The following is a 14,781-nucleotide window of genomic DNA, read 5'->3' as shown; positions in this document are numbered from 1 at the left end:
CCGGGTGCGACAAGGCCCACCCCTCCCACGGAACCGGTGCTGCCCCCGGCGCACAGCATGCCCAAGACGGGACGTCCGGCAACGAGTCTTGCCGAACTGGCGGGCGCCCTGCGAGCGGGAGAGGGGTGCCGCACCAGGAGCCCGGTGCCGCGTGACGCGGCGGGGGGCTCAGCCGATGCAGCGGCCGCCGAGGGCGGCGAAGGTGGTGGCGCAGTCGGGGAGGGGCGCGCCGGTGCGTGCGGCCGTGACGACGTCGGCGATGGCCGCCTCCACGATCGGCGGGTTGTCGTCCTGGATGAGGTGGCCGGCGCCCTTCACCACGACGTGCACCGAGTCGGTCGAGAGCGCGGCCAGCGAGTCCTGCAGCGGGTACCACTGGTCGCGGTAGGTGCCGGTGGCGTCCTGCGTCAGCACCACCAGCGGCGTGGAGCCGAAGGTGCCGGAGGCGTCGAGCTCGCGGATCGACGCGGGGACGTCGACGGAGTTGCCGCCCTCCCACCAGTGCACGTCCGCGAAGTACGGCGAGCGCAGCTCGCCCACGGTGGAGGCGTCCACCATCACCACACCGCGCACGTCCGACCTCTGCTGGGAGACGAACAGCCGCGCCACCATGCCGCCGTAGGAGTGGCCCACCACCACGAACGGCGGCTCCAGCCCCGCCTTGCGCAGCAGCACGCCGAGCTCGGTGGCCACCCGCCCGATCGTCGGCGTGGCCGAGGGCCGGCGCGCCTCGCTGGTGCCCAGGCCGGGCCGGTCGTAGGAGCACACCCGTGCGCCGCTCTGCTCCGCCGACGCCGACGCGACCCGTCGCCACAGGGAGCCCGGGGCGGTGAGCCCTGGGATCACGACGACGGTGGGCGAGCCCGTGCCGAAGCAGTACAGCGCCGTGCTGCGCCCGTCGACGGTGTAGAGGTGCACGCTGCCGTCGCCGGGCGGCCCGGGCGAGGTGGCCGAGGCGGTGGGGGACGGGGTGGACGGCGGCGCGGACGAGGCCGGTGCGGACGACGCCGGAGGGGAGCTCGACGCCGGGGGCGCCGGAGCCGACGACGTCGTACCGGTGGACACCGTCGCGGACGGCGAGCCCGCGCTGCACCCGGTCGCGACGAGCGCGAGCGCGACGACGGCCAGCCCTGCGATCGCGCGCCGCACCGGCTCAGCGGTCATGGGATCCGACGAGGCTCACCGCGCCACCGGCGCCGCCCTTGGCGGGGGCGTCCCCGGCCTCGCCCTGACGGGCGCGCGCCTCGCCGAGGACCCAGGCGTCGACCCCGCGCGCGGCCAGTCGCGCCAGGGCGGCGTCGACCGAGGCCGGGTCCACCAGCGCCACCATGCCGACGCCCATGTTGAAGGTCTTCTCGAGCTCCGGCAGGGCCACGCGGCCGACGTCGCCGACGAGGGAGAAGACCGGGTGCGGGGTCCACGTCGAGCGGTCGACCACCACGTGCACGTCAGGCGGGAGCACGCGGGCGAGGTTCGCCGCGAGGCCGCCCCCGGTGACGTGGCTGACGGCGTGCACCTCGATGTCGGCGGCGCGGGCGAGGTCGAGCACGTCGAGGGCGTAGATCCGGGTGGGCTCGAGCATCTCCTCGCCCAGCGTGCGGCCAAGCTCGGGAACGTGCGCATCGAGCCGCAGCCCCCCGGTGGTGAGCAGCACGTGCCGGGCCAGGGAGTAGCCGTTGGAGTGCAGGCCGCTGGCGCGCATGGCGATCGCGACGTCGCCCACGCGGACGCGGTCCGGGCCGAGCAGGTCCGCGGCGTCCACCACGCCGGTGCCGGCGCCGGCGACGTCGTACTCGTCCGGGGCGAGCAGCCCGGGGTGCTCGGCGGTCTCGCCGCCCACGAGGGCGCAGCCCGCCTGGCGGCACCCCTCGGCGATGCCGGACACGATGGCCGCGATCCGCTCGGGCACCACCTTGCCGGTGGCGATGTAGTCGGTCATGAACAGCGGCTCGGCACCGCACACGACGAGGTCGTCGACCACCATCGCCACGAGGTCGATCCCGATGGTGTCGTGCTTGTCGAGGCGCTGCGCGATGACGACCTTCGTGCCGACGCCGTCGGTCGAGGTCGCGAGCAGCGGCCGCTCGAACCGGGCGATCACCGAGACGTCGAAGAGGCCGGCGAAGCCGCCGAGGTCGCCCACGACCTCGGGCCGCGTCGCGCGCGCGATGGACGCCTTCATCAGCGCGACCGCGTGCTCCCCGGCCTCGACGTCGACGCCTGCGGCCGCATAGGAGGCGGGCGCGGAGGGACCTCGGCGCACGACGTCGCCGGTGACGGGCTCGCTCACGGGCGGGTCAGCGCGTCCGCGGCGCCGCCGCCCCCGATGAGGGTGGGCAGGCCCTCGACGTCGACGACCGTCTCGCGCGCCTCGCCCGCGAGCACGCGGCTCTCGAGGCCCTCGAGGCCCTCGAGCAGGTGCTTGCCGAGCAGCTCGGGCTCGGGCAGCTCGACCGGGTAGACGCCGTCGAAGCAGGCGCGGCACAGCCGGTCCATCGCGACGTCGGTGGACGCGACGAGCCCGTCGAGGGAGACGTAGCCGAGGGAGTCGGCGCCGATCGACGTGCGGATCTCCTCGACGCCGAGCCCGTTCGCGATCAGCTCGGCCCGGGTCGCGAAGTCGATGCCGTAGAAGCACGGCCACTTCACCGGCGGGCTCGAGATGCGCACGTGGACCTCGCGGGCGCCGGCCTCGCGCAGCATCCGCACGATGGCGCGCTGGGTGTTGCCGCGCACGATGGAGTCGTCGACGACGACGAGTCGCTTACCGGCGACGATCTCGCGCAGCGGGTTGAGCTTGAGCCGGATGCCCAGCTGCCGGATGGTCTGCGACGGCTGGATGAACGTGCGGCCGACGTAGGCGTTCTTGACCAGCCCCTGGGCGAAGGGGATGCCGGACTCCTGCGCGTAGCCGACCGCAGCGGGCGTGCCGCTCTCCGGCACCGGGATCACGATGTCGGCGTCGACGGGGAACTCGCGGGCGAGCTGGCGGCCCACCTGCACGCGGACGGCGTGGATGCTCTTGCCGGAGATCGTGGTGTCCGGCCGGGCGAGGTAGACGAACTCGAACAGGCAGCCCTTGGGGTCGGCCTCGGCGAAGCGCTGCGAGCGCAGCCCCTGCTCGTCGATGGCGACGAGCTCGCCCGGCTCGATCTCGCGGACGAACGACGCACCGACGATGTCGAGGGCCGCGGTCTCGCTGGCCACGACCCAGCCGCGCTCGAGCCGGCCGAGGGTGAGCGGGCGGATCCCCTGCGGGTCGCGCGCGGCGTAGAGGGTGGTGTCGTCCATGAACACCAGCGAGAACGCGCCCTTGAGCAGGGGCAGCTCGACCATCGCCGCGGCCTCGAGCGAGAGGTCCGGGTGCGAGGCGAGCAGCGCGGTGAGCAGGTCGGTGTCGCTGGTGCTCGAGCGCATGTCGCCCAGCGGCAGCTCGCCCGACGCCTCGGCCCGCTCGCGCACCCGGCGCAGCAGCTCGTGGGTGTTGGTGAGGTTGCCGTTGTGGCCGAGGGCGAGGTGGCCGGTGGCCGTGGCCCGGAAGGTGGGCTGGGCGTTCTCCCACACGCTCGCGCCGGTGGTCGAGTAGCGCGCGTGCCCGATCGCGATGTGGCCGTGGAGGCTCTCGAGCGACGCCTCGTTGAACACCTGCGAGACCAGGCCCATGTCCTTGTAGACCACGGTGTGGGTGCCGTCGCTCACGGCGATGCCGGCCGACTCCTGCCCGCGGTGCTGGAGGGCGTAGAGGCCGAAGTAGGTGAGCTTCGAGACCTCCTCGCCCGGCGCCCAGACACCGAAGACCCCGCAGGCGTCCTGCGGGCCCTTCTCGCCGGGGATGAGGTCGTGGCCGAGCTGTCCGTCGCCGCGAAGCACGGGAGCAGTCTACGTGCCGCGGGGCCCCCCGTCGGCCGCCCGCGCGGGCCGTTCGCCCACCGGGCGCCGGGACCCGTCGGTCAAGCCCCCGCGCCCTCCGCGGCGAGCTCGTCGAGGGCCACCACGACGTGCGGCCACGCCCGGGAGACGGGGTCGATCAGCGCGAAGTGTCCGGTCTCCGGGAGCAGCTGCACCCGGGTCCCGGGGTGGGCGGCGGCGTACGACTCGGACTGCGCCGGCGGCACCACCAGGTCGTCGGCCCCGTGCAGGATCCGCACCGGGGCGGCGCTCGCGGCGAGGCGGCACGGGTCGAGGTCGGCGCGGGCGCCGGCGTCGCGCCCGAGGAAGTCGCGCACCGCACCGGAGCCGAGGCGGGCGGCGTCGGCGGCCGCGAGGTCGGCCACGGGCGCCAGGGCGAGGGTGCCGGCCAGCCCGGCCGCCGGGGCCGACGCCGCGGCCCACAGCGCCAGGTGCCCGCCCGCCGAGTGGCCGACGACGAGCACCCGTCCGTCGTGGTGGCCGCGCAGGTCGACCGGCAGCACCCGCAGCGCGGCGCGCACGTCCTGGCAGGTGCTGTCCGGGTCGCCGGGCACGCGCCGGTACTCCGGGGCCGCCACGGTCCAGCCGGCCGCAGCGAGCGCCTCGGTCATCGGCCGCAGGTGCAGCCGGTCGTAGGTGGGTCGCCAGAAGCCGCCGTGGAGCACGACCACCAGCGGCCGGTCCACGGCGCCGAGCCGGACGTCGGCGACGTCGTGCGGCGCCGGGCCCCAGTGGGTGACGGCGTCCGGCTCGGCGGACGCCCGCTCGAGCACCGAGTCGTCGTCCTGCTCCACGGACCGCATCCTGTCGGACAGCGCGTGGCCGTCGCCCGCGGTTCCGCGAGACCCGCGCGCGCGGGCCGGCCGGCTCAGGGCTCGGCGCCGGCCTGGGGCACGCGCCCAGGCCCGTCGGACATCCGCATCGCGAGGTAGACCGGCAGGATGAACGCCACGAGCACCGCGGCCGCGACGGCGTTGATGATCGGGCCCTGGTTCGGCCGGAACAGGTTGTTGAAGATCCACTGCGGGAGGGTCTCGACGCCCGGGCCCGAGGTGAACGTCGTCACCACGATCTCGTCGAACGAGAGCGCGAACGCCAGCAGGGCGCCGGCCACCAGCGCCGAGCGCACGGCCGGGAAGGTGACGTCGCGGAAGGTCTGGAACGGCCCGGCGCCGAGGTCCATCGCGGCCTCCTCGAGCGAGGTGCCGGTGCGCCGCAGCCGCGCGAGCACGTTGTTGAACACCACCACGATGCAGAACGTCGCGTGGCCGAGGATCACGGTGAACAGGCCGAGGCTGATCCCGAGGGGCCCGAGCACGGTGCTGAACGACGAGTTCAGCGCGATGCCGGTGACGATGCCGGGCAGGGCGATCGGCAGGATCACCACGAAGCTGATCGGCTCCCGGCCGAAGAACCGGTAGCGCGCGACCGCGAAGGCCACCATCGAGCCGAGCAGGATGGCGATGAGCGTGGCGCCGGTAGCCGCCTTGAGGCTGGTGAGCAGCGCCGCGCGCACCCCGTCGTTGGTGGCGGCCTTCTGCCACCACTCCAGCGTCCACGACGTCGGCGGCCACGAGAACACCTTCGAGGCGTTGAAGGAGTTGACCAGCACCACGACGAGCGGGAAGTAGATGAAGACCAGCACGCCCGCGGACAGCAGTCCGAGGATCCAGCGGGCCCGGCGCGAGAGGGTCATGGCGTCCTCACAGGTTCTCGAGCGCGCCGGTGCGCCGCACGGCGAGCAGGTAGAGGACGATCACGGTGATGGGGAAGAGCGCGGCCGCGGCCGCGAGCGGGAGGTTGTTCGCCACTCCCACGTTGTCGTAGATGATGTTGGCCCACATCTGCGTGGTGCCGCCGACGATCTTGACCATGATGTAGTCGCCGAGGGTCAGCGAGAACGTGAAGATCGAGCCGGCGATCAGCGAGGGCACGAGCAGCGGCAGCACGACCGAGCGGAACGTGCGCGAGGCCGCCGCGCCGAGGTCGGCCGAGGCCTCCAGCAGCGAGTCCGGGATCCGCTCGAGGCCGGCGTACACCGGCAGCACCATGTAGGGCAGCCACAGGTAGGCGAGCGAGAACACGACCGCGGCGAGCCCGAGGCCCGGGCCCTTGAGCCCGAGCGGCGCGAGCATCCAGTCGATGACGCCGTTGTTGATGAACATGGTCTGCATCGCGTAGCCCTTGACCAGGTACCCCGCCCACAGCGGCATGGTGACCGCGATGACGAGGGCGTAGCGCAGGCGCCGGCTGCGCACCACCTTGGCGGCGACGAACGCGAGCGGCACGGCGAGCACCATGTCGATGAGCGTCACGGCCAGCGCGATGCCGACCGTGCGCAGCGCGACCACCCAGTAGACCTGGCCGCGGAAGAGCGTCTGGAAGTTCTTGAGGGTGGGCTCCCGCACCAGTGCGCCGGTGAACGAGTCGGTCGACCAGAACGCCGCGACGACCATGATGGCCAGCGACCCGAGGTAGAGCACGACCAGCCAGAACAGCGGCGCCGACAGCAGCGCGGCGAGACGCACGCGCGGATGGCGGTAGAGGAACCCCGAGACCGCCCGCGACGAGCCCTGGGGGCTCGCCGCGGGCGGCGTGGCGGTGCTGACCGACATCAGCCCTTGATCTCGGTCCACGCCTGTGTCCAGGCGGCGTAGTCCTTGCAGATGTCACCGCGTCCGTCGAGGCAGTTCGACGTCGGCGTCGTCCAGTACGAGATGGAGTTCGCGTAGGACGCGTCGAGCGCGTGGTAGCCGTCGCAGAAGGTCTTGTCCGACGTCTGGTCGCACGCGAGCGTCTGCGCGGGGGCCTCGCCGAACCACTCCGCCACCTGGGCGTTCACGGACGGCGAGATGATGTAGTCCATCCACTTGTACATGCAGTTCGGGTGCGCGGCCTTGCTGGCGATCATCCAGGTGTCCGACCACCCGGTCGCGCCCTCGCTGGGGACGATCGAGTCGACCTTCACCTTGCCCTCGCTGTTGATGAGGTTGGCGTTGATCTGCCACGCGGTGCCGATCACCGACTCCTGCGAGCTGAACGAGTTCACCTCGTCGGTGTAGGCGGCCCAGTACTTGCTGATCATCGGGCGCTGCGCCTTGAGCAGGTCGACCGCGGCCTGGAACTGCGTGTCGTCGAGCGCGTAGGGGTTCGTGATCCCGAGGTCGGGCTTGGTCTTCATCAGGTAGAGCGCGGCGTCCGCGATGTAGATCGGGGAGTCGTACGCCGTGATCTTGCCCTTGTACGGCGAGTTCGGGTCGAACACGGCGCTCCACGACGTGGGGGCGGGCGTGACGGCCTTGGTGTTGTACGCCAGCACGTTGGCGCCCCAGCCGTGCGGGATGCCGTACGCGACGCCGTTCACGGAGTTCCACGGCTGGAGCTTGAGGAAGTCCGACACGGTCTTGTAGTTGGGCACGAGGTCGGTGTTCACCGGCGCGACGTCGCCGCCGTAGATGAGCCGCAGCGTCGCGTCGCCGGAGGCGGACACGCCGTCATAGGCCCCGGAGTGCATGAGCGTCACCATCTCGTCGGACGTATTGCCGATCTTGACGTTGACCTTGCAGCCGGTCTGCTGCTCGAAGGGGTGGACCCAGTCGACCGTCTTGTCGGTCGAGCCGTCCTCCGCGTACCCCGCCCACGCGATGATGTTGAGCTCGCCCTCGCCGGCGCCGACCGAGGTCGCCGCCGTCCCGGCCGGCGGCGCGGGACGCTCGGTGCCGCCCGTGGCGGAGCCCGAGTCAGTGGGGCTGGTGCTGGAGCCGCAGGCGGCGGCCAGCAGGACGACGGCGAAGCCGGAGGCGGCCGTCTGGAGCAAGCGCCTGGTGTGCACCTGCTACCTCCTTCTTCCTGTTGCCCCGGCGACGTGCCGGGGGGCGTGGGGGCGTCCGTCAGTGGACGCGGTACTCGTGCTCGCGACGCCAGGCCAGGCGCACCCGCCGGCCGCGCATCGCGGCGACGTCGGAGGACGACGTCGCGGAGTTCTGCTGGAGGGCCACGAGGGTGCCGCCGGCGTCGAGGTCGACGACGAAGCGCGTGGCGTCGCCGACGTAGACCACCTCGGCCACCGTGCCGTCGGCGCCGTGGCCGCCGTCGCCGATCACGGTGTCGGTGTCGACGACGCGGATCTTCTCCGGGCGCACGCTGAACACGCCCTCGTTGCCGAGCACCTTGAGGGCCGCCTCGCCGCGCAGGAGGTTGGAGGTGCCGACGAAGCCGGCGACGAACTCGGTGGCCGGCCGCTCGTACACCTCGGCCGGCGCGCCGATCTGCTCGATGCGCCCGGCGCTGAAGACCGCGATGCGGTCGCTCATCGTCAGCGCCTCCTCCTGGTCGTGCGTGACGAACACGAAGGTGATGCCGACGTCGCGCTGGATCCCCTTGAGCTCCACCTGCATCTGCTCGCGCAGCTTGAGGTCGAGGGCGCCGAGCGGCTCGTCGAGCAGCAGCACCTGGGGCCGGTTGACCAGCGCGCGGGCCAGGGCGACGCGCTGGCGCTGGCCGCCGGACATCTCGGAGGGCTTGCGCGGACCGAAGCCCTCGAGCCGCACCGAGGCCAGGGCCTCCTGGGCGCGGCGGCGACGCTCGTCGCGGCCGACCCCGGCCACCTTGAGGCCGTACTCGACGTTCTCCGCGACGGTGAGGTGCGGGAAGAGCGCGTAGTCCTGGAAGACGGTGTTCACGTCGCGCTGGAACGGCGGCCGGCGGGTGACGTCGACCCCGCCGAGCTCGATGGAGCCGGCGGTGGGCAGCTCGAAGCCGGCGATCATCCGCAGGACCGTCGTCTTGCCCGAGCCGGACGGGCCGAGCAGCGTGAGGAACTCGCCGGTGCGGATGTCGAGGTCGACGTCGTCGACCGCCACCACCGACCCGAAGGTCTTGCGCAGGCCGCGCAGGCGGATGGCGGGGGTGACCCCGGAGTCGGGGGTCGGCGTCGCTGGGCTCATGCGGGGGTCCTCGGGGTCTGCGTCCAGGCTCCGGCGGGCTGGTCGAGCGGCGTCGCGCCGGCGATGGGGACGCCGACGTGATGCGGCACCCTAGCCGGACGGATCGCGGTGAGGCCACGGCGGGGCACTGATTTCGTCGCGATCGTGACCGAACCGTGCGAATTCGGCAGCGAGTCAGGCCTGTGACGACGGGTTCCGGAGGTCGGCCCGGTGCCGGGATGCGGCTGAGCGGGGCTCGCGGGGCCGCAGGTCGAGCTCGGCCCGGCGCACCCCGACCTCGCCCGGGGCGGAGATGCCGAGGCGCACCACCCCGCCGCGGGTGTCGATCACGGTGACGACGATGCGCTCGTCGAGCACGACGCTCTGGCCGGCCGAGCGGGCGAGCACGAGCATGGAGGTCCTCCTGCGGGCACCCCCACGCCAGCCAGTGTCCGCACGGAACAGCGACGAGTCCCGCCAGAGTCACCCACCCGGCCCGATGTCACTGGTGAAAGGGTCGCTTCCCGGGCCGGGTGGCAACCGTTTCACCAGTGACATCGGCGTCAGCCGGGGAGGGGGAGGTAGGCGGAGAGGTCGCTGCGCTCGCCGCTGGCGCGGACCCGGCCGTCGGCGACGGCGTCGGCCCAGGCCAGGCGGCCGGTCGCGAGCCCCAGCCACGTGCGGGGGTCGCACTCCACGACGGCCGGCGGCGTGCCGCGGCGGTGGGTCGACCCGGGTACCGCCTGCACGGCGGCGTAGGGCGGCACGCGCACCTCGACCGACCGGCCCGGTGCGCGGGCGACGAGCTCGGCCAGGGTCTGCTTGACCGCGGCCTTCACCGCGGCGCGGTCCGGGGCGCCGCCGGCGTCCCACAGGTCGAGCACCTCCGCGACGACGTCGGTCATGCGCCGCTCCGGCCGGTCGCCACGTCACTGGTGAAACGGTCGTCTCCGGGCCTGGGAAGCGACCGTTTCACCAGTGACATCGGTGGCAGGGGGAGGCGGCTGCTCATCGGACGGCCGCGGTGCCCCAGGCGGGGAGGTCCGCCGCGAAGGCCAGCACGGTGTCCAGCACGCGGTCCCAGCCGGCGTCGAGCATGACGTCGTGGCCCATCCCCGGGAACCACACGGGCTCCACGCCGTAGGACTCCGCGGTGCGCTCGACGTCGGCCGGACGCACCAGGCGGTCGCCGGGGGTGCCGATCACCAGCACCGGGCAGCGCACCGGCCCCACCCGCCGGCGCAGCAGCAGCTCCCACTGCACGAGCGGCGACTCGGTGCCGGTGCGGTCGGAGTACGCCCGCGCGGTGGCCGGGTCGAGGCCCTCGAAGAGGATGTCCGGCTCCATCGACAGCGTGCGGCCCACGAGCGCGCGGCCGAGGTCCGCCGGGCGGTCGCGCGCGATCGCGACCAGGTCGCCCATGGCCGAGTGCAGGGGCGCGGGGGTGAGCAGCACGAGGCCGCGCAGCGGGTAGCGGTCCGCGACCAGCTGGGCGATCAGCGCGCCCATCGAGTGGCCGATCAGCACCGGCGGCTCGGGCAGCTCGGTGATCGTCTGCATCACGTCGTGGACGTAGTCGCGCATGAGCGTGCGCCGCAGGTGCCGGGCGCCACCGGAGCCGGCGTGCCCTCGCAGGCTCAGCGCGTACGCCGGCCAGCCCGCGCGGGCGGCCGCCGGAACCCAGTTCTCGCCGAAGCACCAGGCGCCGTGGGCGATGCCGTGGACCATGAGCAGCGGCGGCCGGTCGGTGGGCGGGTCCGGCAGCGCCGAGAGCACCTCGCGATGCGCCACCGGCCGGGGCGGGAAGGCCCAGTCCCACGGGCGCATCGCGAGCGTCTTGCGCCGCACCGGGTTCGCGGTCATGCCGGGGCCTCCAGCTCGCGGATGGCGTCCTGGAGCGCACGCAGGTAGTCCTGGTGCGCCACCTCGTAGTAGTGCCGGGTCGAGTCCTTGTACTGCGCCCCCGCGGAGTAGCGGCGGCCCGCCTCGGCGCCGGCCCTCGACAGGAACGCGCGCGCGGTGGACGGGTGCCGTCGCAGCGCCTCGGCGACCCGGGCGGCGAGCACGCCCTGCCAGTGCGCGAGCGTCCACTGCCCGGAGTCGGGCTGGATCAGGCCGGTGACCACGAGGTTGTCGAAGCGCGGCGTGAACATCTGGAGGAACAGCTGCGGGTGGTCGTCGTCCCAGTTGAGCCACTCGTGCTGGAGGAACGGCACGCTCACGAGGTAGCCCGTGCAGAGCACCACGAGGTCGACGTCGGCGCGCGAGCCGTCGGTGAACACCGCGCCGTCGGCGTCGAACCGCTCGACGTCGTCGACGGGGGTGATGTCGCCGTGGCTGACGTAGTAGACGAGCTGCTGGTTGACGATCGGGTGGGTCTCGAAGAACTTGTGGTCCGGCTTCTTGAGCCCGAAGCTCGTGAGGTCGCCGACGGCGAAGCGCAGCGACGCCGAGAACAGCACGCGGCGCACGGCGAGCGGCACGCGCAGCGCGAGCAGGCCGTCGGCCACCTGGTCGCTCGGGCGGCCGGTGAGGTACTTGGGGTTGTAGTAGTAGCCGCGCCGCGTGCTGTGCCAGGTGTGCGTCGCGTTCTGCGCGGCCTCCACCGCGACGTCGCAGCCGGTGTTGCCGGCGCCCACCACGAGCACCCGGCGTCCGCGCAGCACGTCGGCGTCCTTGTAGTCGGCCGAGTGGATCACCTTGCCGCGGAAGTCCTCGATCCCCGGGTAGGCCGGCCGCTTGGGCGACCAGTTGTGGCCGTTGGCGACGACGAGCCCGGCGTAGCGGTAGGTGGTCTCGACGCCGGTCCCCCGGTCGCGCGCGGTGACGTCCCATGCGCGGCCGTCATCGACGGGGACGGCGTCCACGACGTCGGAGGAGAACCGGATGCGCGCGCGCAGGCCGAAGTGGTCGGCGTAGCGGCGGAAGTACTCCTTCACCTGGCGATGGCTCGGGTAGTCCGGGTACGAGTCGGGCATCGGGAAGTCGGGGTACTGCGTGAACGGCTTGCTGGAGATGAGGTGTGTCGACTCGTAGACGCGGGAGTTGTCGGCGCCGAAGTTCCAGTTGCCGCCCACGTCGCTCTCGCGCTCGAAGCCGTCGGCCTCGATGCCGTTCTGGAGCAGCGCCTTCAGCGCGGCCAGGCCGTGGGGGCCGGCCCCCACCACTGCCCACGCGTCGCCGCGGTCGACGAGCGCCGGTGCGCTCGAGGGTCCGTCGGCCGATTGGCTCGCCGCCGGCGGCTCCTTCGGCGCGGACCGCCGACGGCGCGGCGCCGCCGGCTCGGTCGAGGGCGCGGAGGCCGCACGGGTGCGCCGGCTGCCGCCGCCGTCGGGCGAGGCGGCTGCCTTGCGGGACCGGGAGGTCGCCCCGGCTGCGGCACCGCGAGCGGGCCGGGCCGGGGCGTCGGACGGCGGCTGCTCGGCGCGGGGGGCCGCGGCCTTCGCGGGGCGTGACCGCCGCGCGGTGCCGTCGCCGGAACCTGTGCCGGGGTCGGGCGGCGCAGCCTTCGTGCGCGGACGCCGGGGACGTGGCGCGTCCGGTGCGGGCTGGTCGGCGGGGTCGCTCGGGCCGTCGGACATGGCCCTCATTGTGGCGAGGCCGGCGCCGTCATGCCGGTGATGGGGTGAACCCGCCCGTGTGGTTGCGCCCGTGACGAACGCGGGAGGCCGGTCCGCACGTGCTGGGGCATCATGGCCGCGTGCCGGCCGACGACCTCGACGCGCTCGCCCGCCTCGTCGCGGGCGGCGGGGTGGCCGTGCTCACCGGCGCCGGGATCTCCACGGAGTCCGGCATCCCGGACTACCGCGGCCCCAGCGGGGCGGCGCAGCGGCGGCACGCGCCGATGACGGGCCAGGCCTTCCGCGACGACGCCGCCGCGCGGCGCCGCTACTGGGCGCGCGGGCTGCTCGGGTGGCGGCTGCTGACCACGGCGCGGCCGAACACCGGCCACGAGGTCGTGGCCCGGCTCGAGCGACGCGGCCTGGTCACCGGTGTGGTCACCCAGAACGTCGACGGGCTGCACCAGGCGGCCGGCAGCGTCAACGTCGTCGACCTCCACGGCCGCCTCGACCGCGTCGTGTGCCTGGCGTGCCGGGCCACGCTCCCCCGCGACGCCGTCCAGGCCCGGCTCGCGGCGGCCAACGCCGACTGGTCCGCCCACGTGAGCGCCGTCAACCCGGACGGCGACGTCGACATCCCGGAGGAGTCGCTCTCCTCGTTCACCGTGGTCGACTGCGAGCGCTGCGGCGGCATCCTCAAGCCCGACGTCGTCTACTTCGGCGACAACGTCCCGCCCGAGCGGGTGGAGGCGGCGTACCGCCTCGTCGAGGAGGCCTCGGCGCTGCTCGTGCTCGGCAGCTCGTTGCACGTGTTCTCGGGCCGCCGCTTCGTGCTCCGGGCGGCTCAGCAGGGCATCCCCGTCGCGATCGTCAACGACGGCGCCACCCGCGGCGACGAGCACGCGGCGCTCAAGCTCGAGGCACCCCTCGGCGAGACGCTCGCCCGCATCGAGTCCCTCCTCCCCGCCGTCGCCTGATCGGCCGTCTCGCCTCCCCGGCCCCGGCGGGGCACGGCAGTTGGGCCGGGTACCAGCGGCAGCGGTACGCATGCGGGTTCTGTCACCGACGTCGGGCAACGCGTCGGGCGGAACCTGACGAGCGGGGCCCGCCCACCGCTCGACGACCTGGCCGACAGCGCCATCGCTCCAGGAGCAGGCGTCTCGGCAGCAGGCGTGGGGAGGCGGACCTCCCGTCGCGTGCGTGCCCGCACCTTGTGTGATCGCGCAGCCCCGTCGGATCAGAACGAGGGGAGGTCCGGTGGGCCGGCGTCGTGGTCGTCCTCGGTGTCGCCCACGACGCGCTCGTCCGACCGAGCGCAGGGTGGTGCCTCACCCGCTGACGTAGCGGGTGGTCCACTGGGTGGTGCTGGTCGATCCGGTGGTGCGAGCACCGGCTGGGCCGGGATCCGGATGCGTTGCCGCCATCGGGTGACCCACGTGCCCGATCCGTCGGCGGCACTGTCCTCGATGGTGGCGTGCCCGGCGGTCTTCACCTGGTGGCAGCGCGAGCACAGCCCACCGCAGTTGGCCGTGTCGCTCGCGCCCTCGGGGAACGGGAGCGCGTGGTCCATCTCCTGCGCGCGTCGGGTGCAGCCGGGACGCCGGCAGATGGGGTCGCGGTGGAGCACGTGCTCGCGCAGGGCGGCGGGCAGGTACTGGCGGGTGCCGTAGTCCAGCAGGTGCCCGTCGACCGGGTCCACGACCAGCCGGCGCCAGGACTCCGCGACGCCGGCTACCTCACGGGCGATCTGCGCCGGGATCGGGGTGCCGTTCAGGAGAGCCAGTCCGTCGCGCTCTCCGCGGAGGGTGTCGAGGTCCATCACGACGTGCAGCTCGGTCTGCGTGCGCGAGGCGTCGTACACCAGCTGGCCCTCCTCGCCGCGGGTCCCGAGCACGAGAGCCGCCAGCGCATCGGCGCGGCAGGCTCCTGAGGCTGCGTCTTGATTGCCGGCTCGCAGGGCGTCGGCTCCACCGCGCTGCGCGCGCAGCGCCTTGCCCGCGGCCTGGATCGCGTCGAACACCGCGTCGATCACCGGCGCCTGGTGGGTGACCCCCAGGAACGCCATGCCGTCGCCGATCGGCTGCCGGTACACATCCCGAGTCGCCGCGGCCTTGTGGGAGCGGACGGTCGCGTCGGGGTCGTGGCGCGCGATGAGCTTGTCGAGGTGCTTGCGCAGCTCCGAGGCGGTCAGCGTGCGGGCCTTCTCCAGCGCCTGGCTCTCGATCGTCGCGAGGACCTCCGGGTCGGTGAGGAACCTGGTCTGGTCCACGAGGACGGCGCAGTGGCGCTCGGTGATCTCACCCGCAGCCAGCGCGGCACCGAACGCGGGGAAGAGCTCCTTCAGGGCCCGGGCACGGTCGATCTCCTTCGACGCGCCGTAGACGCTG

General features: G+C 73.5%; 14 protein-coding genes. 1 reads left to right on the top strand and 13 read right to left on the bottom strand.

The window, feature by feature from the left end; all coding sequences use genetic code 11:
• Positions 1-168: 168 nt before the first annotated feature.
• From GC157_07985 to GC157_07930, 12 genes are all read right to left on the bottom strand, one after another.
• The gene (locus tag GC157_07985) at positions 169-1,164 is read right to left on the bottom strand and encodes an alpha/beta fold hydrolase (protein MBI1377405.1); all 996 of its coding nucleotides are present in this window, start codon (positions 1,162-1,164) and stop codon (positions 169-171) included.
• Entirely contained in the window at positions 1,154-2,263 is a 1,110-nt protein-coding gene (locus GC157_07980) for a phosphoribosylformylglycinamidine cyclo-ligase (protein MBI1377404.1), read from the bottom strand. The genes GC157_07985 and GC157_07980 overlap by 11 nt, the downstream gene beginning before the upstream one ends.
• A 23-nt stretch (positions 2,264-2,286) precedes the next feature.
• Entirely contained in the window at positions 2,287-3,870 is a 1,584-nt protein-coding gene (locus GC157_07975; protein MBI1377403.1) for an amidophosphoribosyltransferase, read from the bottom strand.
• A gap of 80 nt (positions 3,871-3,950) precedes the next feature.
• The gene (locus tag GC157_07970; protein ID MBI1377402.1) at positions 3,951-4,712 is read right to left on the bottom strand and encodes an alpha/beta fold hydrolase; all 762 of its coding nucleotides are present in this window, start codon (positions 4,710-4,712) and stop codon (positions 3,951-3,953) included.
• 65 nt (positions 4,713-4,777) lie between these two features.
• Positions 4,778-5,605, bottom strand: a complete 828-nt coding sequence (locus GC157_07965) for an ABC transporter permease subunit (GenBank protein ID MBI1377401.1) — start codon at positions 5,603-5,605, stop codon at positions 4,778-4,780.
• 7 nt (positions 5,606-5,612) lie between these two features.
• Positions 5,613-6,524: an ABC transporter permease subunit gene (locus GC157_07960; GenBank protein ID MBI1377400.1), complete on the bottom strand. Its 912-nt coding sequence runs from the start codon at positions 6,522-6,524 to the stop codon at positions 5,613-5,615.
• Positions 6,524-7,690 carry an extracellular solute-binding protein gene (locus tag GC157_07955; GenBank protein MBI1377399.1) on the bottom strand — a complete coding sequence of 389 codons (1,167 nt, stop codon included), beginning with the start codon at positions 7,688-7,690 and terminating at the stop codon, positions 6,524-6,526. Before GC157_07955 ends, GC157_07960 begins: the two co-directional genes overlap by 1 nt.
• A 109-nt stretch (positions 7,691-7,799) precedes the next feature.
• Complete coding sequence (locus tag GC157_07950) at positions 7,800-8,855, bottom strand: ATP-binding cassette domain-containing protein (GenBank protein MBI1377398.1); 1,056 nt, start codon at positions 8,853-8,855, stop codon at positions 7,800-7,802.
• Between the two features lie 174 nt (positions 8,856-9,029).
• Complete coding sequence (locus tag GC157_07945) at positions 9,030-9,248, bottom strand: carbon storage regulator (protein MBI1377397.1); 219 nt, start codon at positions 9,246-9,248, stop codon at positions 9,030-9,032.
• 149 nt (positions 9,249-9,397) lie between these two features.
• A complete protein-coding gene (locus tag GC157_07940) occupies positions 9,398-9,739 on the bottom strand; it encodes a hypothetical protein (protein ID MBI1377396.1) in 342 nt (113 codons plus the stop codon).
• Positions 9,740-9,842: 103 nt separating this feature from the next.
• Positions 9,843-10,697: an alpha/beta fold hydrolase gene (locus GC157_07935; GenBank protein MBI1377395.1), complete on the bottom strand. Its 855-nt coding sequence runs from the start codon at positions 10,695-10,697 to the stop codon at positions 9,843-9,845.
• Positions 10,694-12,001, bottom strand: coding sequence for a SidA/IucD/PvdA family monooxygenase (locus tag GC157_07930; protein MBI1377394.1), 1,308 nt, complete (start codon positions 11,999-12,001; stop codon positions 10,694-10,696). The genes GC157_07935 and GC157_07930 overlap by 4 nt, the downstream gene beginning before the upstream one ends.
• 533 nt (positions 12,002-12,534) lie before the next feature.
• Between GC157_07930 and GC157_07925 the strand changes: the two genes are divergently transcribed.
• The gene (locus GC157_07925) at positions 12,535-13,371 is read left to right on the top strand and encodes an NAD-dependent protein deacetylase (GenBank protein ID MBI1377393.1); all 837 of its coding nucleotides are present in this window, start codon (positions 12,535-12,537) and stop codon (positions 13,369-13,371) included.
• A 260-nt stretch (positions 13,372-13,631) separates the two neighbouring features.
• Here GC157_07925 and GC157_07920 read toward each other — a convergent pair.
• Positions 13,632-14,781: DUF222 domain-containing protein (locus GC157_07920; GenBank protein ID MBI1377392.1), on the bottom strand; the 1,150-nt coding region annotated here is incomplete at its 5' end.

It is taken from the genome of Frankiales bacterium, from assembly GCA_016125335.1.
Lineage (GTDB): Bacteria > Actinomycetota > Actinomycetes > S36-B12 > CAIYMF01 > Longivirga.
The sequence above is the reverse complement of the archived record's forward strand: the minus strand, read 5'-3'. Positions and strand labels throughout refer to the sequence as shown.